General features: G+C 32.7%; 19 protein-coding genes. 17 read left to right on the forward strand and 2 right to left on the reverse strand.

Translation table 11 applies throughout. The features are described from left to right. Window positions 1-56 precede the first annotated feature (56 nt). Entirely contained in the window at window positions 57-602 is a 546-nt protein-coding gene (locus M1D64_RS06540; protein WP_037538408.1) for an ECF transporter S component, read from the forward strand. A 155-nt stretch (window positions 603-757) separates the two neighbouring features. Here the strand turns inward: M1D64_RS06540 and M1D64_RS06545 are convergent, their stop codons facing one another. Further along, window positions 758-1006, reverse strand: a complete 249-nt coding sequence (locus tag M1D64_RS06545; RefSeq protein ID WP_002483238.1) for a ferredoxin — start codon at window positions 1004-1006, stop codon at window positions 758-760. 109 nt (window positions 1007-1115) lie between these two features. Here M1D64_RS06545 and M1D64_RS06550 point away from each other — a divergent pair, with 109 nt between their 5' ends. The 4 genes from M1D64_RS06550 (at window position 1116) to ypdA (ending at window position 6465) form a co-directional block, all read left to right on the forward strand. After that, window positions 1116-2075 carry a helix-turn-helix domain-containing protein gene (locus tag M1D64_RS06550; RefSeq protein ID WP_002483239.1) on the forward strand — a complete coding sequence of 320 codons (960 nt, stop codon included), beginning with the start codon at window positions 1116-1118 and terminating at the stop codon, window positions 2073-2075. After that, on the forward strand, window positions 2068-3447 hold the full coding sequence (locus tag M1D64_RS06555; RefSeq protein WP_041080659.1) for a RecQ family ATP-dependent DNA helicase: 1380 nt from the start codon (window positions 2068-2070) through the stop codon (window positions 3445-3447). The genes M1D64_RS06550 and M1D64_RS06555 overlap by 8 nt, the downstream gene beginning before the upstream one ends. Window positions 3448-3590: 143 nt before the next feature. After that, the gene (gene ebpS / locus M1D64_RS06560; RefSeq protein ID WP_069821999.1) at window positions 3591-5225 is read left to right on the forward strand and encodes an elastin-binding protein EbpS; all 1635 of its coding nucleotides are present in this window, start codon (window positions 3591-3593) and stop codon (window positions 5223-5225) included. A gap of 253 nt (window positions 5226-5478) precedes the next feature. After that, window positions 5479-6465: a bacillithiol disulfide reductase YpdA gene (gene ypdA, locus M1D64_RS06565; protein WP_115340598.1), complete on the forward strand. Its 987-nt coding sequence runs from the start codon at window positions 5479-5481 to the stop codon at window positions 6463-6465. 77 nt (window positions 6466-6542) lie between these two features. Here ypdA and M1D64_RS06570 read toward each other — a convergent pair whose 3' ends face one another. Then, window positions 6543-7517: an asparaginase gene (locus M1D64_RS06570; RefSeq protein ID WP_041080660.1), complete on the reverse strand. Its 975-nt coding sequence runs from the start codon at window positions 7515-7517 to the stop codon at window positions 6543-6545. Between the two features lie 78 nt (window positions 7518-7595). Between M1D64_RS06570 and cmk the strand changes: the two genes are divergently transcribed. The 12 genes from cmk (at window position 7596) to aroA (ending at window position 19858) form a co-directional block, all read left to right on the forward strand. Continuing rightward, a complete protein-coding gene (gene cmk / locus M1D64_RS06575; protein ID WP_002483244.1) occupies window positions 7596-8255 on the forward strand; it encodes a (d)CMP kinase in 660 nt (219 codons plus the stop codon). A 295-nt stretch (window positions 8256-8550) separates the two neighbouring features. Beyond that, complete coding sequence (rpsA, locus tag M1D64_RS06580) at window positions 8551-9732, forward strand: 30S ribosomal protein S1 (protein ID WP_069821998.1); 1182 nt, start codon at window positions 8551-8553, stop codon at window positions 9730-9732. 177 nt (window positions 9733-9909) lie between these two features. Continuing rightward, the gene (gene der / locus M1D64_RS06585; RefSeq protein ID WP_041080661.1) at window positions 9910-11220 is read left to right on the forward strand and encodes a ribosome biogenesis GTPase Der; all 1311 of its coding nucleotides are present in this window, start codon (window positions 9910-9912) and stop codon (window positions 11218-11220) included. 17 nt (window positions 11221-11237) lie between these two features. Then, the gene (locus tag M1D64_RS06590) at window positions 11238-12236 is read left to right on the forward strand and encodes an NAD(P)H-dependent glycerol-3-phosphate dehydrogenase (protein WP_002483247.1); all 999 of its coding nucleotides are present in this window, start codon (window positions 11238-11240) and stop codon (window positions 12234-12236) included. Window positions 12237-12404: 168 nt separating this feature from the next. Continuing rightward, the gene (locus M1D64_RS06595; RefSeq protein WP_002483248.1) at window positions 12405-12677 is read left to right on the forward strand and encodes an HU family DNA-binding protein; all 273 of its coding nucleotides are present in this window, start codon (window positions 12405-12407) and stop codon (window positions 12675-12677) included. 453 nt (window positions 12678-13130) lie between these two features. Then, entirely contained in the window at window positions 13131-13703 is a 573-nt protein-coding gene (locus tag M1D64_RS06600) for a hypothetical protein (protein ID WP_002483249.1), read from the forward strand. A 1-nt stretch (window position 13704) separates the two neighbouring features. After that, the gene (locus tag M1D64_RS06605; protein WP_002483250.1) at window positions 13705-14406 is read left to right on the forward strand and encodes a demethylmenaquinone methyltransferase; all 702 of its coding nucleotides are present in this window, start codon (window positions 13705-13707) and stop codon (window positions 14404-14406) included. Window positions 14407-14432: 26 nt separating this feature from the next. Then, window positions 14433-15386, forward strand: a complete 954-nt coding sequence (locus tag M1D64_RS06610; protein WP_011303068.1) for a polyprenyl synthetase family protein — start codon at window positions 14433-14435, stop codon at window positions 15384-15386. 146 nt (window positions 15387-15532) lie between these two features. Further along, window positions 15533-15982, forward strand: coding sequence for a nucleoside-diphosphate kinase (ndk, locus tag M1D64_RS06615; RefSeq protein WP_002483252.1), 450 nt, complete (start codon window positions 15533-15535; stop codon window positions 15980-15982). Window positions 15983-16274: 292 nt separating this feature from the next. Next, window positions 16275-17441: a chorismate synthase gene (gene aroC / locus M1D64_RS06620; protein ID WP_002483253.1), complete on the forward strand. Its 1167-nt coding sequence runs from the start codon at window positions 16275-16277 to the stop codon at window positions 17439-17441. A 39-nt stretch (window positions 17442-17480) separates the two neighbouring features. Then, a complete protein-coding gene (gene aroB / locus M1D64_RS06625; RefSeq protein WP_002483254.1) occupies window positions 17481-18548 on the forward strand; it encodes a 3-dehydroquinate synthase in 1068 nt (355 codons plus the stop codon). Window positions 18549-18559: 11 nt separating this feature from the next. Beyond that, window positions 18560-19858, forward strand: coding sequence for a 3-phosphoshikimate 1-carboxyvinyltransferase (gene aroA, locus M1D64_RS06630; protein ID WP_002483255.1), 1299 nt, complete (start codon window positions 18560-18562; stop codon window positions 19856-19858). The last annotated feature ends 2 nt before the right edge of the window (window positions 19859-19860 follow it).

Below are 19860 nucleotides of genomic sequence, written 5' to 3' on the forward strand. Positions count from 1 at the left end.
TTGTGCAATTTATTCCTCCTATTCTATGTAAGATGAATGGAAGGAGACAATTAAATATGCATCAACAAACAAAAAGACTCATTACCATAAGTATGTTGAGTGCGGTGGCTTTCATTTTAATGTTTATAAAATTTCCAATACCATTTTTGCCACCTTATTTAACGTTAGATTTTGGTGATGTTCCCGCGTTATTAGCAACATTTATTTTAGGACCTGTAGCAGGTCTTATTGTAGAATTCATAAAAAATTTACTCAACTTTTTATTTAACATAGGTGATCCAGTTGGACCAGTTGCAAATTTTTTAGCAGCATCTAGCTTTTTATTAACAGCTTATTTTGTAACGAAATATAAAGATAAAATTAAGTCACAAATTGTTGGACTAAGTATTGCGACAGTAGTTATGACAATTGTATTAAGTATACTGAACTATTTCGTTTTACTCCCACTGTATGGCATGATTATGAATCTATCTGACGTTGTTGAAAATGTAAAAATCGTCATCGTATCTGGTGTGATTCCCTTTAATATCATTAAAGGTATTGTCATCTCTATCATATTTATTTTGTTATACAACAGACTAAAAAATGTCTTACCTAAATAAAATTTAATAAAAGAAAGATAGATAAAACGAGCCATTATATATTGATATCACGGCTCGTTTTATCTATCGCTTTAAAAAAATAAAAAGTTAGCAAATGTCACAGTGATGACGTTACTAACATGGTTGTATATAAATACTATTTTGCAATAATAGCATTATTCAAATTTTAATGCATCGCCATCAAATGATTCCTCTTCAATTTTAATTGAATCCGTAGGACAACCATCTAATGCATCTTCCATGTCTTCATATAGTTCTTCTGGCACTTCCGCAGTACCTTGATTATCATCTAGAATAACATATGCAATACCTTCGTCATCATAGTCATAAATATCAGGGGCAGCGGCACCACAAGCACCACATGCAATGCATGTATCCATATCTACAATTGTATATTTAGCCAATTTCTTCGCCTCCTTTGACAAAAATGCTACAATAATTACACAAATATTATTGTAATCACAGTTTATCGTTTTTTCAAATGTTTTCGATTTATAAGATGAGGGAGCGTCTATGTATAATATAATTCATTTTGCATACACAAATGCACATAATTACAAAACCGAAAAAAGTATATTTAATATTATCACAGGGAAAAAGTCTCATCAAACGTTTTTTGACGCCTGTAGTCAACAACTATTGTCATTGTATCATAGCTTACCTAATTTAAAATATCCGTCGTTTGAGCGATATTCTAATAATTTTAACATTGAAACAGCGCAATATCAAAGTATCATTAATCATCCTCGACACACATACGACAGTCTTGTGAACACGTTTAATGCAATTCAATTGTTAACTCAGACACTTTCCAATACTGGCCATGCTATTTATGAATTTATACCGATCACACAACATCGTACTGTGCAAAAACAAGTTAAACAACTATATAAAAAAATAACTGATGAAGATTTAAAATCTCGATTCATCGAAGAACTTACAAACTTATTTCATACGTTATCAGAAAAAAACAATCATGTTTATCTCCATTACTATTTACAAGGTTTTGAAGAAAGCATGTACACTAGACAACAAGTAAGTTTAATTGAATCTGTATCTCAAGAACACTTATATGAATTGGAAATAAGAGATTTAGTTACTTTAATGTATGAAATAGAAGATGATTCACAATATCCTTTATTAAATCAACTTATTATATTACCTGCTTTATTACATAAGACAACATTAACTTATGAAGGTATAAAACAAGGCATGCATTTTGATAAATTAGCAGCTCAACAAAATGTTAAACAAAATACGATACAAGATCATATCTTAGAATTATTTATCAAAGGTTATTTAACAGATTATCATTCATTTTTAATACATAAAACTTATGAACAATTTATTCCACATTACTTGTCAAACCGCAGTGAACGTTTAAGAAACTATAAAACTATATTTCCAGATCTTAGTTATTTTGAAATTAAATTAATCATTGTTGGCATTGAAAGAGGTGATTTGCATGCTTAATGAAGCGTTAAAAAAACACTTTGGTTTTGATACTTTTAAACCTGGACAAAAAGAAATCATAACGCATGTACTTGAAAAGAAAGATACATTAGGTATTTTACCAACTGGAAGTGGCAAAAGCCTATGCTATCAATTGCCAACATATATAAATCAACAACCAACACTAATCATCTCTCCATTAATCTCATTAATGGATGATCAAGTCATGCAACTTAAACTACATGGTGAGCATCATGTAGCTTGCATTCACTCAGGAATGGATGAACATGAAAGGGCTCAAAACATTAAACAATTGACGAAAAGTCGCTTTATTTTCTTAAGTCCTGAATTTCTACTACAACCTCATAACTTTAAATTAATAAAACATATAAATCTAGGAATCATCGTATTAGATGAGGCACACTGTCTCTCAGAATGGGGTTATGATTTCCGACCGCATTACGCCTTAGTTGGCAAAATCGTCAACCATTTTCATAACGCTACTGTATTAGCTTTAACAGCAACAGCACCATCCTATTTAACATTTGATTTAGAGCAAATATTAAATAAATCTTTTCATATCGTAAAGACAACCATGAATAGAGATAATATTTCGTTATCGCATAAAAACTTTGCTGATGATGATGAGAAGTTGAAATGGTTACTACCTTCATTAGAACACGCTGGTCCAACAATTATCTATGTATCATCTAAAAAAATGTGTCTATTATTAGCGCAACAAATATACAACTATGGCTTTTTAACTGGTATTTATCATGGTGACTTATCTTATCAGGAGCGTCATACGGTACAACATCAATTTTTAAATAATGAAATCCCAATCATTGTTGCTACAAGTGCATTTGGTATGGGCATTAATAAAAAAGACATCCGAACAATTATCCATTTTCATTTATCTACAAGTCCTTCTAATTATATGCAAGAAATAGGTCGTGCTGGTCGTGACGGGGGACAAAGTCAAGCCATTAGTCTTTATCAACCAGATGATCGCTTTTTATTAGAAACACTATTATTTACCGATATGATAACGATGGAGGATGTTGAAACATTCGAACTCGGTCAATTTTTGCCTCCTGAAAAATCAGAAGTTCTACAAATACTTTATAGCTATTATACATATCAACAATTACGTAATATATTCGAGATTTCATACAAACGTAAACATTTAGGATATATGCGCATGTTAGGCTATAAGCATCTTGATCAATGTCGACGTGCTTATATGATAGAATTCTTTAACGAACAATTGAGCGAAAAACCAAACCAGTGCTGTGATAATGATTCTAAAATTAATGCAATAAATATATTAAATAGAAAAAAAGTTAAAAGAAAAATGGATTTTAATGAAAAAATACAAAATTTATTTAAATAATAGACAATCACTTTACTTCATATTTTCAATCAAGCTATAATACGGTGTATACACTTGTTTAATAGTAATTTTTCTTCAAAAAGTTATACATATTTACAATCTTTCAGGGTAAAACAGTATATACTTAAATAAAAAAAGGAAGGATGATGAATTTGTCTAACAACAATTTTAAAGATGATTTTGAAAAAAATCGTCAATCCATTGATCCAAAAGAACACCAAGAAAATACTCAAGACTCGGTTAACGATTCAGTTGACAATGTAAAAGAGGAAGTGTCTAATAAATCAGATGAACAATTTCCTCCTAGAAATGCTCAACGCAGACAACGTCGAAGAGACACAGCAACAAATCAAAGAGAAGATGAGCAGTCTAACCAAGAACATCACAACGAAAATAATGATGTTGGTGATCGTGATAATGGTTTACAACACGAAGACAATTCTTCAAGAGATTCAAATGCAGACAAAGAATCTAATGATCCTTCACAAAATAACAATTTGATTCACGAATCATCAAACAATCAGCAATCTGAAAATCGTCATGATATAAATAATGAAAAAGTTCAATCTGACGAAGATAGCAATAATAAAAAAGGTGCTGCTATCGCCAGTAGTGGTGCTGCAGGCGCTGGTGCTTATGCTGCTAGTAAACATAACGATGCAGCTTCAAGTTCTAAAGACCATAACGATAAAGCGCATCAACAAAATCAAGATTGGGAACAATCCAATCAAACGAATGATTCGACAGAAACGCAAGATGAAAATACAAACAATCATGATTCTAAGAAAAAAGGTGCTGCTGTAGCAGGTGGCGCTGCCGCTGCTGGAGCTGGTGCTTATGCAGCTGGCAAGCATAAAGGCAAAAAAGATAAAAATGATAATGAACCAGAACAAAATGAATCCAAATCTGACGTTAAAAACGAAGAAAAACATGGTTCTAAGAAAAAAGGTGCTGCTGTAGCAGGCGGTGCAGCAGCTGCTGGTACTGGCGCTGCCGCTGCTTCACATTCTAAATCAAGTACTGGCAATGGTGGTAATGGTAATGGTGGCAACGGCGGAAATGGTAATAATGGTGACAATAACCATGATTCTGAAGATAACAACAAGAAAAAAGGTGGTTTACTTGGTAAACTCCTCCCAATTATAGCAGCTATTTTAATCTTAGCCGCTATAGGTATCTTTGGTGGTATGGCGTTAACAGGTAACAACGATGATAAAGGCAGCGACGATGACAAAAAAGTAGCTGACAACAAAGATAAAGATTCTGATAAAGCTAAAGATGCTGATTCTGATAAAGACAGTAAATCAGCTAAAGATAAAGACAAAGCTAAAGATGATGACAATAATCAAGCTACAACAGATTCTGATAGTAGTGATAGCTCTGATAATGCCAATTCTGATTCTGACCAAGGTAACAACGATTCACAAGATCAAGCTAACAGCGATCAAAACCAAGGCACACAAGATGAACAAAATAGTCAAAACAATCAAGATCAACAAAGCGATCAATCACAACAAAATGATCAAGCTAATAGCAATCAAAATGGTTCATCAGACCAGTCACAAAATGCATCAAACGATAGCAACCAACAAAATAATCAATCTTCAAATAGCAATTCTGGACAACGCACTCACGTTGTAAATGGACAAAATTTATATAGAATTGCGATCCAATACTATGGTGAAGGTACTCCAGAAAATGTAGAAAAAATCAGGGAAGCAAATAATATTCAAGGCAACGACATTCATAATGGTCAACGTCTTGTGATACCACAATAATTTTCTTTACTACTGATAATTTTTATGGATAACTATTAAATAGAGTAGCTATCAAATTATAGATAAACCCTGCGCACATATTTGCGTAGGGTTTATCTATGTTTATTTATCGAGTTAAATATTAAATAATATAATTTTCTTTCAAGCATAAACCTTATGAATTCAATTGTTATAAAGTTTTCAAATTCTTTAATTTGGAATTTTTAAAACTATTGGTATAATGTATGGGTGGTAAAAGGAGGACGAATAAAGTATGCAAACAGTTGAAAGTATCATAATAGGTGGCGGTCCTTGTGGATTAAGTGCTGCCATTGAGCAAAAGAAAAAAGGAATAGATACATTAGTTATTGAAAAAGGTAATGTTGTAGACGCGATTTATAATTATCCTACACACCAAACATTCTTTTCTTCTAGTGACAAATTAAGTATTGGGGACATACCTTTTATAGTTGAAGAAAGCAAGCCACATAGAAATCAAGCACTGGTTTATTATAGAGCTGTAGTTAAACACCATCAGTTACGAATCAATGCTTTCGAAGAAGTCCTCACTGTAAAAAAAATCAATAACCGTTTCACAATTACAACTACGAAAGATGTTTATCAATGTAGATTTCTCACTGTAGCAACAGGATACTATGGACATCACAATCAACTTGAAGTCGAAGGTGCAGAACTTTCAAAAGTAATGCATTATTTTAAAGAGGCGCATCCTTACTTCGATCAAAATGTTGTCATCTTAGGCGGTAAAAACTCAGCAGTCGATGCTGCTTTAGAACTTGAAAAAGCAGGCGCAAATGTCACAGTTATTTATCGTGGCAATGAATATCCAAAAGCGATCAAACCATGGATACTTCCTAATTTCGAATCGCTTGTACGACATGAAAAAATCGATATGGCATTTAATGCAAATGTCACTAAAATTACTGAGGATAGTGTTTTCTATGAACAGGGTGGCCAAACATTTGAGATAGCCAATGACTATGTGTTTGCCATGATTGGTTATCACCCAGATTACGAATTCTTACAATCTATCGGCATTGAAATTAATCAAAATGAATATGGTACTGCACCTGTATATAATAAAGAAACATATGAAACTAATGTTGAAAATTGCTATATAGCTGGTGTCATAGCTGCTGGTAATGATGCAAATACAATTTTTATTGAAAATGGCAAATACCATGGCGGTATTATTACACAAAGTATCTTATCAAAAAAACAAACACCTTTAGAATCTTAAATTCCTAAGATATAAAAAGCTGAGACAACTAAAAATTGTCTCAGCTTTTTATAATTCAAATAGTATACTTAATCATTTTAAAGTTGTGATTCAAAGTATCGTTTTAATTGTTTAAATGTTAAATCATTACTTAATCCAACTAGAAGTTTTAACCTAGCTTTAGGACCATTTAAACCATTTGAGAAAATAACACCTTTATCTGCTAAGGTTGCACCGCCACCTTCATAAGCATAAATTGGTCCTACAATACCGTTAAATGATCTAGATACTAAAATTATAGGTATGTTTTTATCTAAACATTTGTCTAGTCCTTCCAAACTTGTTGGTGGTAAATTACCTTGTCCAAGCGCTTCAATGATGATGCCATCAACATTATTATCACTATGAAACGTTAACACATCACTATTCATTCCCATATATGCCTTAACTAATGGAATATTTAAAGTATGGTCTATTTCATTTAAGATAAGATGCTCATATGGTTTATGGTGAAATTGAACGCTATTTTTAGTGACAACACCTAGTGGGCCATGATTAGGGCTTTGAAAAGTATTTGTATTTGATGTATGTGTTTTCGTAACGTTACGCGCAGTATGAATTTCATCATTAAACACTACCATGACACCCATATCTGAAGACTCGTCACTTGTTGCAACACGAATCGCAGATATGAAATTATATAAACCATCTGAACCTATTTCATTTGAAGAACGCATAGCACCAGTAATCGTAATAGGTTTTGAAATATCTGTTGTTAAATCCAGTAAATAAGCTGTTTCTTCTAGCGTATCTGTACCGTGAGTAATAACAAATCCATCATAAGATTCATTTTTAGTTGCTTCCTCAATAATTTCTTTCAACTTTTCCACATATTCAATATTCATATGCGGTGAAGGTACATTGAACGGTGTTATTTCTGTCACATTTGCATATTGCGCAATCACATCTTGATGATTAGATATAGGATTATCTTTATTTGTCACCACTTTGTTAGCTTCATCTTGTGACATGCTTATCGTTCCACCGGTATGTATAACAAGAACATTTTTCATGCTAGCATTCCTCCTATTTATAATATACATATTTATGATAAAATATTATTCATAAAACAACAAGGAAGGGTTACAAAAATGAAATTATTAAATATCGCACTAGATGGACCTGCTGCGGCTGGAAAAAGTACCATCGCTAAATTATTAGCAGCTAAATTATCTATGATTTATGTAGATACAGGCGCAATGTACCGCGCAATAACTTACAAATACTTACAACAAAACAAACCTGAAGATTTTGATCAACTTATAGAAACTACTGAATTGTCTTTAACTTATGATAAAGACAAAGGTCAAAGAGTTATTTTAGATAATCAAGATGTCACTGACTATTTAAGAGAAAACGATGTAACCAATCATGTTTCTTATGTTGCATCTAAAGAAGCGGTTAGAACATTTTCTGTAAACAAACAACAAGAATTAGCAGCTAAAAAAGGCATCGTAATGGATGGAAGAGATATTGGTACCGTTGTATTACCTGATGCAGATTTGAAAGTATATATGATTGCTTCAGTGGAAGAACGTGCAGTTCGAAGACAAAAAGATAATGAAGAACGCGGTATTGTTTCCAATGTTGAACAACTTAAGCAAGAAATTGCTGATCGAGATCAATATGATATGAACCGTGACATATCACCTTTGAAAAAAGCAGATGATGCGATTACAGTTGATACAACAGGAAAGAGCATAGAAATTGTTACACAAGAAATATTAGCACTTGTTCATAAAATTAGTTAATCTCAAATAATAGCTAGATATATAAAGCCCTTTCTTTCCAAATTGTGTAAAAAGGTTATATAATACAATTATCGGGTATAAAACTTACATGAATTTTTATACTAATACGAGCTGCATATAAAGTGAAATTGTAAAAAATAGGTAAACTTATTTAAAATTTAGTTAGCTAAATGACCCTATTTTACAGCATTTTAACAATTAATATTTGAATTCCTTAATTAAAGTGGAATTTCTTGACAATTTTGTCAGATTATAAGATGTTATAAATATGTAGTGTAATAAGGAGGCAGACAAGATGACTGAAGAGTTTAACGAATCAATGATTAATGACATTAAAGAAGGGGATAAAGTTACAGGCGAAGTTCAAGAAATTGAAGAAAAGCAAGTAATTGTTGCTGTTAATGGTGCAAAATTTAACGGTATTATCCCAATAAGTCAACTTTCAACACATCATATTGATAATCCTAGTGATGCTGTCAAAGTTGGTGATGAAATTGGTGCATATGTTACTAAAGTAGAATATGACGAAGAGAATGAAACGGGTGCTTACATCCTTTCGAAACGTCAACTTGAAACTGAAAAATCATATGAATTTTTACAAGAACAACTAGACAATAACCAAACAATTGAAGCTAAAGTCACTGAAGTTGTTAAAGGTGGTTTAGTGGTTGATGTTGGTCAAAGAGGATTTGTTCCGGCTTCATTAATTTCTACAGATTTCATTGAAGATTTCTCTGATTTTGAAGGTCAAGTTCTTAAATTAAAAGTAGAAGAATTAGACCCTGCAAATAATCGTGTCATTCTTAGTCGTAAAGCAGTAGAGGCATTGGAAAATGCAGAGAAAAAAGATGAATTATTGGAATCACTTAATGAAGGTGACGTTATAGAAGGTAAAGTTGCTCGACTTACAAACTTTGGTGCATTCGTAGATATAGGTGGCGTTGATGGACTTGTTCACGTTTCTGAATTATCACATGAACATGTAAAATCTCCTGAAGATGTGGTTTCAATTGGTGAAACGGTAAATGTGAAAATTAAATCTGTAGACAAAGATTCTGAACGCATTTCTTTATCTATTAAAGATACGTTACCTAGCCCATTTGAAACAATTAAAGGTGAATTCAACGAAGGCGATGTAATCGAAGGCACTGTCGTAAGATTAGCTAACTTTGGTGCATTTGTAGAAATTAAACCTGGTGTACAAGGTTTAGTGCATATTTCTGAAATTAGTCATTCACATATTGGTTCTCCAAGTGAAGCGTTAGAACCTGGCCAAGTCGTAAGTGTTAAAGTGCTTGGTGTAGATGTAGAGAATGAGCGTATTTCGTTATCTATAAAAGCTACGTTACCAAATGAAAATGTTATCGAAAGTGATAGTGAAACAACACAATCCTATTTAGATAATGGTTCTGATGACGAAGATAATCCAACATTGGGTGATGTATTCGGTGATAAATTAAAAGACTTTAAGTTTTAATACAAAGTATGATGCCAATTTTAAATCTTGTCCTAATGATAACTAGGGCAAGATTTCTTTTTTTGCCATAAAATTACAATGTAATAATTATAACAGTCATATTGTTTTAATATTTCTTTTTATTTATCTAACCCGTATGATAGAATTATAGAGATTAAAAAAGAGAGGAAGTTAGTTATGACTAAACCTATAGTAGCAATTGTTGGTAGGCCAAACGTTGGTAAATCGACAATTTTTAATAGAGTCGTAGGCGAGCGTGTATCGATTGTAGAAGATACGCCAGGAGTGACTCGTGATAGAATTTATTCATCAGGTGAATGGTTAACGCACGATTTTAATATCATTGACACGGGTGGTATTGAAATTGGAGATGCACCATTTCAAACTCAAATAAGAGCTCAAGCAGAAGTTGCAATTGATGAAGCTGATGTTATCATTTTCATGGTTAATGTAAGAGAAGGCTTAACTCAAAGTGATGAAATGGTTGCACAAATGTTATATAAATCAAAAAAACCTGTCGTGTTAGCCGTTAATAAAGTCGATAATCCAGAAATGAGAAATGAAATTTATGATTTTTATTCTCTTGGCTTTGGAGATCCATACCCAATATCCGGTTCACATGGACTTGGTCTAGGTGATTTATTAGATGCAGTTGTTAAACATTTTAAAGAAGAAGAACCTGAGCCATATGATGATGATACAATTAGATTATCAATTATAGGACGTCCAAATGTAGGTAAATCAAGTTTAGTGAACGCTATCTTAGGTGAAGACCGCGTCATTGTTTCCAACGTAGCAGGCACAACACGTGATGCTGTAGATACTGAATATAGCTATGATGATCAAGACTATGTATTAATTGATACTGCCGGCATGCGTAAAAAGGGTAAAGTATATGAAAATACTGAAAAATACTCCGTTTTACGTGCACTAAAAGCAATAGAAAGATCGAACGTCATACTTATTGTCATAGATGCTGAACAAGGTATCATAGAACAAGACAAACGTGTTGCAGGATATGCGCATGAAGAAGGAAAAGCCATCGTTATCGTAGTTAATAAATGGGACACGGTAGATAAGGAAACAAATACAATGAAAAAATTCAAGGATGAAGTACGTAAAGAGTTTCAATTCTTGGACTATGCAGAAATAGCATTTGTTTCAGCTAAAGAAAAACAACGTCTTAGAACGTTATTCCCATATATTAAAGAAGCCAGTGAGAATCATAAAAAGCGTGTTCAAAGTTCTACACTTAATGAAGTTGTCACTGATGCTATATCAATGAACCCGACACCGACAGACAAAGGACGTCGTTTAAACGTATTTTATGCTACACAAGTTGCAATTGAACCACCAACATTTATCGTTTTTGTCAACGATGTAGAATTGATGCATTTTTCTTATAAACGTTATTTAGAGAATCAAATCAGGGCTGCATTTGGATTTGAAGGTACACCAGTGCATATTATAGCAAGAAAAAGAAATTAATCATCGGAGGGGATAGCATGTCTAAAGTTACCGTTTTTGGTACTGGAAGTTTCGGTACAGCATTAGCAAATGTCTTAGCCGAAAATGGACATCAAGTATTGATGTGGGGGAAAAACGAAACCACTATAAAAGAAATTAATGAACAACACATTAATAGTAAATATTTAAAAACCGCTGAGTTAAATAAAACTATTGAAGCAACACTTGATATTGAAACCGCTGTTGCTTTTGCTGATATTTATTTAATGGCACTACCTACCAAAGCGATGAGAGAAGTAGCTCAAACAATTGATTCGTTATTATCTAGTAAGAAAACGTTTATACACGTTGCTAAAGGTATTGAAAATGATACTTATAAACGCGTATCTGAAATGTTAGAAGATTCTATTTCACCTAAACATAATGCAGGAATTGGCGTACTATCAGGACCAAGTCATGCCGAAGAGGTAGTCATTAAACAACCTACAACAGTAGCAGCTTCTTCAAAATCAGAATCTGTACGGCAACTAACACAAGATTTATTTATGAATGATTATTTACGTGTTTACACAAATGAAGATCTCGTAGGTGTTGAACTCGGAGGCGCTCTAAAAAATATCATCGCTGTTGCAAGCGGTGTAATTTCAGGAATGGGCTTCGGAGATAATGCTAAAGCGGCATTGATGACTAGAGGTTTGGCTGAAATTAGTCGTTTAGGCGAAAAATTAGGTGCAGATCCTATTACTTTTCTTGGTTTAGGTGGTATTGGCGATTTAATTGTGACATGTACTTCAACACATTCCAGAAACTATACATTAGGCTATAAATTAGGTGAAGGAAAATCACTTGATACTGCTTTAAATGAAATGAATATGGTTGTGGAAGGTGTATATACAACAAAATCAGTTTACCATTTATCAAAAGAAGTCAATGTTGATATGCCAATAACAACCGCTCTATACAAAGTATTATTCGAAAATAGACCCGTAGATGAAAGCGTTAAAGATTTGATGGGACGAGGAAAGAAAGCAGAATAAAAGAGTATAATTACACTTTTTATAAAATATATAACAATTTGCTATCAAAATCCTATTATTTCAACGTTTTTTGCACATAAATCATTGCAGTAGCAGTAATCGTTGTGTTAAAGTCATACCATAATGATATTAAGTATCATTATAAACCCTAGGGGAGGTGAATTCATAATGAACAAGACAGATTTAATCAATGCTGTAGCAGAGCAAGCTGATTTAACTAAAAAAGAAGCTGGTTTAGCTGTAGATGCAGTATTCGAATCAATTCAATCATCACTTTCTAAAGGTGAAAAAGTACAATTAATTGGATTCGGTAACTTTGAAGTACGCGAACGCGCTGCTCGTAAAGGCCGTAACCCTCAAACTGGTAAAGAAATTGATATCCCTGCAAGCAAAGTTCCAGCATTCAAAGCTGGTAAAGCTTTAAAAGACGCAGTAAAATAATTCTTTACTAAAAGTGAAGCCCTTTTTAAGGGGCTTTTTCTTTTTTTATTAAGCTTTTAATTAAATACTTATCAATATAAACAAAAACTTTATGATATCATTTGTGTTAACTACAAACTATATATTCACAATGATTTAAGATACAATGAAACTAAAATTAATACATACGATGAAATAAATCACAGTTCAGACTAAGACAAGTACATTCGTTTTAGTCTGAATTATAATGTGAACAACTGGTGATTGAATTAAAACAGCTTTAAATCAGTCATTTCAAGCACTAGCCATTCTTTCCAAATTGAGAAGACGAAACTTTTTTAGCAAAATGATATAAGTAGTTCTTACGCTTTTTTTATATATAATGCACGATTATTGTTAACTATGGTTTTCGTTGATTTTATTTTTCTCTATATAATGTTAATATGTATATGGATAATAACGTGAGGTGTGAACATGGAAACGACATTAAACATATTAGAAACACAAATTACACAGCGACTTCGCGGTGTAAATCATTATGAATCAATCTATATAAATAAAACGTTGGCACAAATTCTTGATTCTTATGATATACCACAAGAAGCTAAATTAGCTTGCCTCACAATAGATACAGCAATGCGTCACTTAGACGAAGTTTCTACAACTTTATCGTCTAAAAAATCTATTTTAATAGGTGACTTGTTAAGTGCACATTTTTATACATTATTAGCAAATTTAAATGATCCAACTTATCAAAAAGAAATTAGTACAGCCATTGTAGAAGTAAATGAAATGAAATCTTCTATTCACCACGAAGCAATAGATATTAACGCTATTGGAGCATATATATTAAAAATAGAAAATACATTTCCACTAATTACAATAAAACGATTTATTCCAAATGCTGATACTTCTTTTATCAATGATAAATTAATAGCAAATTTAAGTGAAAATCACCCTTCATATTTAAGTAATTATTCTAAAGAAACGCTAGAATCATTTTTAGACCAACTAAAAACTGAAATTCATCCAAAAAGAGGTAATTAATATGGCAGATAATAAAGCAAAAAAAGAACAAGTACATGATGTTTTCCAAAATATTTCTGGTAAATACGATCGGCTGAATAACATCATAAGTTTCGAGCAACATAAAACATGGAGAAAGCGCGTAATGAAAGAAATGAATGTGAAGTCTGGATCTAAAGCATTAGATGTTTGTTGTGGAACAGCAGATTGGACAATCTCTTTAAGTAAAGCTGTAGGTCACACTGGAGAGGTCATCGGTGTAGATTTCAGTGAAAACATGTTAGAAGTTGGAAAACGCAAGACCAAAGATATGCATAATATTCAACTTGTTCATGGTGATGCAATGAATTTGCCATTTGAAGATAACGAATTTGATTATGTAACAATCGGTTTTGGTTTAAGAAATGTGCCTGATTATTTAGCAACATTGAAAGAATTAAATCGTGTACTTAAACCAGGTGGTATGATTGTTTGTCTTGAAACAAGTCAACCTACAACGCCAGTATTTAAACAATGTTACAAACTTTATTTTAAATTTGTGATGCCAATTTTTGGTAAAATTTTTGCAAAATCTAAAGATGAATATGAATGGTTACAACAATCAACATTTGATTTTCCAGATAAAGAAAAACTGAAAAGACTATTTAATCAAGCAGGTTTTAGTAATGTTAAAGTCCGTAGCTTTACAGGTGGCGTTGCAGCAATGCACCTTGGCTATAAATAAAAATGAATCAACCAAAGGTGATTAGCGTGTCAAAGTTAAATATAAATAGTGAAATAAAAAAAATAGAAAAACGATTAGAACAGTCAATTAAAAGTCACGATAAAGTACTCGAGGCTGCTTCACATCATTTATTTTCTTCTGGTGGTAAACGCGTTAGACCAGCTTTTGTAATTTTAAGTAGCCAATTCGGCAAAGAAATGAATGAAGATGTTTATCGTGTCGCAGTTACGCTTGAATTAATTCACATGGCTACTTTAGTCCATGATGATGTTATAGATAAAAGCGACAAACGTAGAGGCAGTTTGACGATTTCAAAAAAATGGGATCAAAACACAGCCATACTCACTGGTAATTTCTTACTCGCTCGTGGACTTGAACATATATCGAATATTGAAGCTAATCGTGTACACGCTGTTATTTCTCGCGCCATTGTAGAAGTATGCATGGGAGAACTATATCAGTTTCAGGATCAATTCAATGGACATCAGACAATAACAAACTACTTACGTCGAATTAATCGTAAAACAGCATTGCTCATTCAATTGTCTACAGAAGTAGGTGCAATCACCTCTGGAGCTGACGCAAAAACTGTACATAATCTAAAAATGATTGGCCACTATATAGGTATGAGTTTCCAAATTGTAGATGATATATTAGATTTTACTAGTACTGAGAAAAAACTAGGCAAACCAGTTGGAAGTGACTTGATGAATGGTCATTTAACTTTGCCTGTGCTTTTCGAAATGAGAAAAAATGAAACATTTAAACAACAAATCCAGCAATTAAATTCAGAAACGGATCATGAAACATTCGTTAAACTAATTGATCAAATTAGAAACTCTGATGTCATTGCGCAATCTCAAGCTGTAAGCGACAAATATCTTAATAAGGCTTTACATTTAATTGATGAATTAGATAACGAAGATTCAAAATCATTATTTAAAAAGTTAATTAAAAAAGTTGGTAAAAGAAATGTGTAACTTATGTGAAAAATATTGAAAGCGCTCTAATAACCTGTTAATATATGAATGTGATTCAAAACATATTTTTATTTTTAATACATATTTGTGTACATTAATTTATTAATCGTACACTGATACATAACAAACAGGGGGAAGCACACACAATGGAAAGAACATTTTTAATGATTAAACCAGATGCAGTACAAAGAAATTTGATAGGGGAAATTATTTCTCGCATTGAAAGGAAAGGTCTCAAATTAGTTGGTGGTAAATTTATGACTGTACCACAATCACTAGCTGAAGAGCATTATGCTGAACATACTGACAAACCGTTCTATAAACATTTAATTAGTTTTATAACATCTGCACCAGTATTTGCGATGGTTGTTGAAGGTGAAGATGCAGTACATGTAGCTCGTCATATTATAGGTAAAACAAACCCATCAGAAGCTACGCCAGGTACAATTAGAGGAGACCTTGGTTTAACAGTAGGAAGAAATATTATACATGGCTCAGATTCAGTTGAGTCAGCAAATAAAGAGATTAATCTTTGGTTTAAGGCTGATGAATTAAGTGAGTACTCAGAGTCTAGAGAATCTTGGTTATACGAATAATCATTAAAAATTGTAAATACCAATAATTAAACTGATTAGATCATTGTATCTAATCAGTTTTTTATATGTACAAAACAAATTTTCCACTCGTTTTACATGACTATAGTAATCAAGTACAGGATTTAATATAATTTAAATAACTCAAGTGTTACACTTGTAAAATAATAATATTAGAAGTCATTTTTATGAATATTCAGCAATTATTAATTTTCCTATTAATTTGAACTATTGAATATGATAAGATATAGAACATATATTAATTTAAAGTACTAAAGAACGGAGTGGGTAAAGTATGAGATATTTAACTTCTGGTGAGTCACATGGACCTCAACTAACGGTGATTATTGAAGGTGTGCCAGCTAATTTAGAAATTAATGTAGCTGATATAAATGAAGAAATGTTTAAAAGACAAGGTGGATATGGTCGTGGTCGCCGTATGCAAATTGAAAAAGATGCTGTTGAGATTGTTTCAGGTGTGAGAAATGGTTATACACTTGGAAGCCCAATTACACTGATTGTTACAAATGATGACTTCACACATTGGAAAAAAATAATGGGCGCAGACCCAATTAGCGAGGAAGATCAAGATAATATGAAACGTGTTATCACTAAACCTCGTCCTGGTCATGCAGATTTAATCGGTGGGATGAAATACAATCACAGAGATTTAAGAAATGTATTAGAACGCTCATCTGCACGTGAAACAGCAGCACGTGTTGCTGTAGGCGCCGTTTCAAAAATACTTTTGAAACAATTAGATATTAACTTTTATAGTAGAGTAGTAGAAATTGGTGGAGTTAAAGATGATTTAGAATATGACTTAGATACAATCAAATCAAATATCGATAAAAATGATGTGCGTGTCGTTAATGATGAAATCGCGCAAACGATGCGAGATAAAATCGATGCTGCTAAAAAAGCTGGTGATACAATCGGTGGCGTTGTACAAACAATCATTGAAGGTGTACCGATTGGAATTGGTAGCTATGTACATTATGATCGTAAACTAGACGGTCGAATTGCACAGGGTGTTGTAAGCATCAATGCGTTTAAAGGCGTTAGTTTTGGTGAAGGGTTTAAAGCAGCTGAAAAACCTGGAAGTGAAATTCAAGATGAGATATTATACGATACAACAAATGGGTATTATAGAGGCTCAAACCATTTAGGCGGCTTTGAAGGCGGCATGTCTAATGGAATGCCAATCGTTGTTAATGGTGTAATGAAACCTATTCCGACACTATACAAACCATTAAATTCAGTAGATATTAATACTAAAGAATCATTTAAAGCATCTATTGAGCGTTCTGATAGTTGTGCTGTACCTGCAGCCAGTGTTGTTGTTGAAAACGTAGTCGCATTTGAATTAGCAAAAGCATTGCTCGAAGAATTTCAATGTAATCATATTGAACAGCTTCAATCACAAATCAAAGAACGTCGTTTATTAAATATAGAATACTAAAATGTAACTAAAAAATTCACAGATTATTGAGGTGATTACATGAAACTAGAAACAACTTATAAATCTAATAATTATCCTATCATTGTAGAACACCAAGCAATAGACCATTTACATCAGTTTATCAAAGACTATGAAGATGTCGTACTTGTGGTCGATGAACATGTAAACCATGATTGGCACGAGTTGTTAGATTTTATCACTTCTGAAAATAATGCACATAAATTGATCATTCCTTCAGGAGAAACGACAAAAACCTTATCATTTTATGAAAAAACCATCGAATCATTATTAGCTAAACAATTAACGCGTGATACATGTCTCATTGCGATCGGTGGTGGTGCTACTGGTGATTTCACAGGTTTTCTTGCTGCGACTTTATTAAGAGGTGTTGATTTCATTCAAGTTCCAACAACTATTTTGGCACATGATTCAAGTGTGGGTGGCAAGGTAGGGATTAATTCTAAACATGGTAAAAATCTAATAGGCGCTTTTTATAGACCTAAAGCTGTTATTTATGACCTGAATTTTTTAGAAACATTACCTTACACTGAGATATTAAGTGGTTATGCAGAAGTTTATAAACATGCCTTACTAAACGATATAACGTCTGTAAATAATATTGAAGCACAGTATCCAAATGAACAAGCACTTGCTTCGTTAAAGGATATTGAATATTTTCTATATAAAGGTATAGAAACAAAGCTAAATATTATTGTTCAAGATGAAAAAGAATCTAATGTACGTAAATATCTAAATTTGGGGCATACTTTTGGACATGCTGTTGAATATCAATTTAAAATCCCACATGGTCACGCCGTCATGATAGGTATAATTTATCAATTTATAGTTTCTAATATCATATTAAATACACATTATGATATTTCACATTATATTCAGTATTTAAAATCACTAAACTATCCGTTAGAAGTCATTCAATCATTTGAATTTAATTCATTGTATGGATTAATGTTAAAAGATAAAAAAAATGATCAACAAGGTGTGCAAATGGTGCTTTTAAATGCTATTGGGGATCCTCAAGTCAAACACGTAGATAAAGCCACACTTTCACAAGCTTTTGAAATATTCACAACACATTTTGAAAAGTAGGTGCCTAAAAATTGTCAAATAGTAAATTAGTAGAAATTAACGGACCACTTGTTGGGGAAATCGAAGTACCTGGCGATAAATCAATGACACATAGAGCGATTATGTTAGGTTCGCTTGCAACTGGAAAATCAACCATTTATAAGCCGCTTCTAGGTGAAGATTGTCTTCGTACAGTCGAAATATTTAAACTTCTAGGCGTTCAAATTGAAGTCAATGAAGATAAAATCGAAATTGATTCACCTGGCTATAAGTATTTCAAAACACCACACCAAGTGTTATATACTGGGAATTCTGGTACAACGACGCGTTTAGTCGCCGGATTATTATGCGGACTCGGCATAGAAACAGTCTTATCTGGGGACGAATCTATTGGTAAACGCCCAATGGATAGAATTATGAAACCATTAAGATACATGAATGCAAATATTACTGGAATTAATGATAATTATACGCCACTGATTATTAAACCTGCTTCTATCAGCGGTATTACTTATGAAATGGAAGTAGCCAGCGCACAAGTTAAAAGTGCAATTCTTTTTGCAAGTCTTTTTGCTAATGAACCAACGAAAATTAAAGAATTTGATACAACACGAAATCATACAGAAACGATGTTTGAACATTTCAATATACCTATTGCTGTAAATAATGACATTATTGAAATGCCAAGTCTTGGTATCGAACATATTAAACCTGCTGATTTTCACGTACCAGGTGACATATCGTCCGCAGCATACTTTATTGTTGCTGGCTTGATTACGCCGGGCAGTGATATTACAATTCACAATGTTGGCATTAACCCTACACGTTCAGGTATCATAGAAATCGTGACACAAATGGAAGGGAATATCACATTATTTAATCAAACAGATAATCCAGAACCAACAGCATCAATTCGCGTGCAATATTCACCTAATATGAAACCTATTCATATTGATGGTGACCTTGTACCTAGAGCGATTGATGAGATTCCAATTGTAGCCTTACTTTGTACGCAAGCGAATGGTACAAGTATTGTAAAAGAAGCGGAAGAACTTAAAGTTAAAGAAACAAACCGCATTGATACGACCGCAAATATGCTTAATTTGTTAGGGTTTACATTGCAACCAACGAATGATGGTTTAATCATCCACCCATCTGCATTTGAACAAACGGCGACAGTTAACAGTTTCACTGATCATCGTATTGGAATGATGTTAGCCATCGCGTCATTGTTATCAAATGAAGCACTACCAATCGAGCAATTTGATGCTGTCAATGTTTCTTTCCCAGGTTTCTTACCAAAGTTAAAACAATTAGAAAAAGAGGGATAATA

It is taken from the genome of Staphylococcus sp. Z5-21 (assembly GCF_056529615.1).

Coding starts and splice junctions, on each gene's coding strand:
- aroB (WP_002483254.1), top strand. CDS start 17,481: ATGAAACTAGAAACAACTTATAAATCTAATAATTATCCTATCATTGTA.
- M1D64_RS06550 (WP_002483239.1), top strand. CDS start 1,116: ATGTATAATATAATTCATTTTGCATACACAAATGCACATAATTACAAA.
- rpsA (WP_069821998.1), top strand. CDS start 8,551: ATGACTGAAGAGTTTAACGAATCAATGATTAATGACATTAAAGAAGGG.
- M1D64_RS06605 (WP_002483250.1), top strand. CDS start 13,705: ATGGCAGATAATAAAGCAAAAAAAGAACAAGTACATGATGTTTTCCAA.
- M1D64_RS06540 (WP_037538408.1), top strand. CDS start 57: ATGCATCAACAAACAAAAAGACTCATTACCATAAGTATGTTGAGTGCG.
- M1D64_RS06600 (WP_002483249.1), top strand. CDS start 13,131: ATGGAAACGACATTAAACATATTAGAAACACAAATTACACAGCGACTT.
- M1D64_RS06590 (WP_002483247.1), top strand. CDS start 11,238: ATGTCTAAAGTTACCGTTTTTGGTACTGGAAGTTTCGGTACAGCATTA.
- ndk (WP_002483252.1), top strand. CDS start 15,533: ATGGAAAGAACATTTTTAATGATTAAACCAGATGCAGTACAAAGAAAT.
- M1D64_RS06570 (WP_041080660.1), bottom strand. CDS start 7,517: ATGAAAAATGTTCTTGTTATACATACCGGTGGAACGATAAGCATGTCA.
- cmk (WP_002483244.1), top strand. CDS start 7,596: ATGAAATTATTAAATATCGCACTAGATGGACCTGCTGCGGCTGGAAAA.
- M1D64_RS06555 (WP_041080659.1), top strand. CDS start 2,068: ATGCTTAATGAAGCGTTAAAAAAACACTTTGGTTTTGATACTTTTAAA.
- aroC (WP_002483253.1), top strand. CDS start 16,275: ATGAGATATTTAACTTCTGGTGAGTCACATGGACCTCAACTAACGGTG.
- M1D64_RS06595 (WP_002483248.1), top strand. CDS start 12,405: ATGAACAAGACAGATTTAATCAATGCTGTAGCAGAGCAAGCTGATTTA.
- der (WP_041080661.1), top strand. CDS start 9,910: ATGACTAAACCTATAGTAGCAATTGTTGGTAGGCCAAACGTTGGTAAA.
- ebpS (WP_069821999.1), top strand. CDS start 3,591: ATGATGAATTTGTCTAACAACAATTTTAAAGATGATTTTGAAAAAAAT.
- ypdA (WP_115340598.1), top strand. CDS start 5,479: ATGCAAACAGTTGAAAGTATCATAATAGGTGGCGGTCCTTGTGGATTA.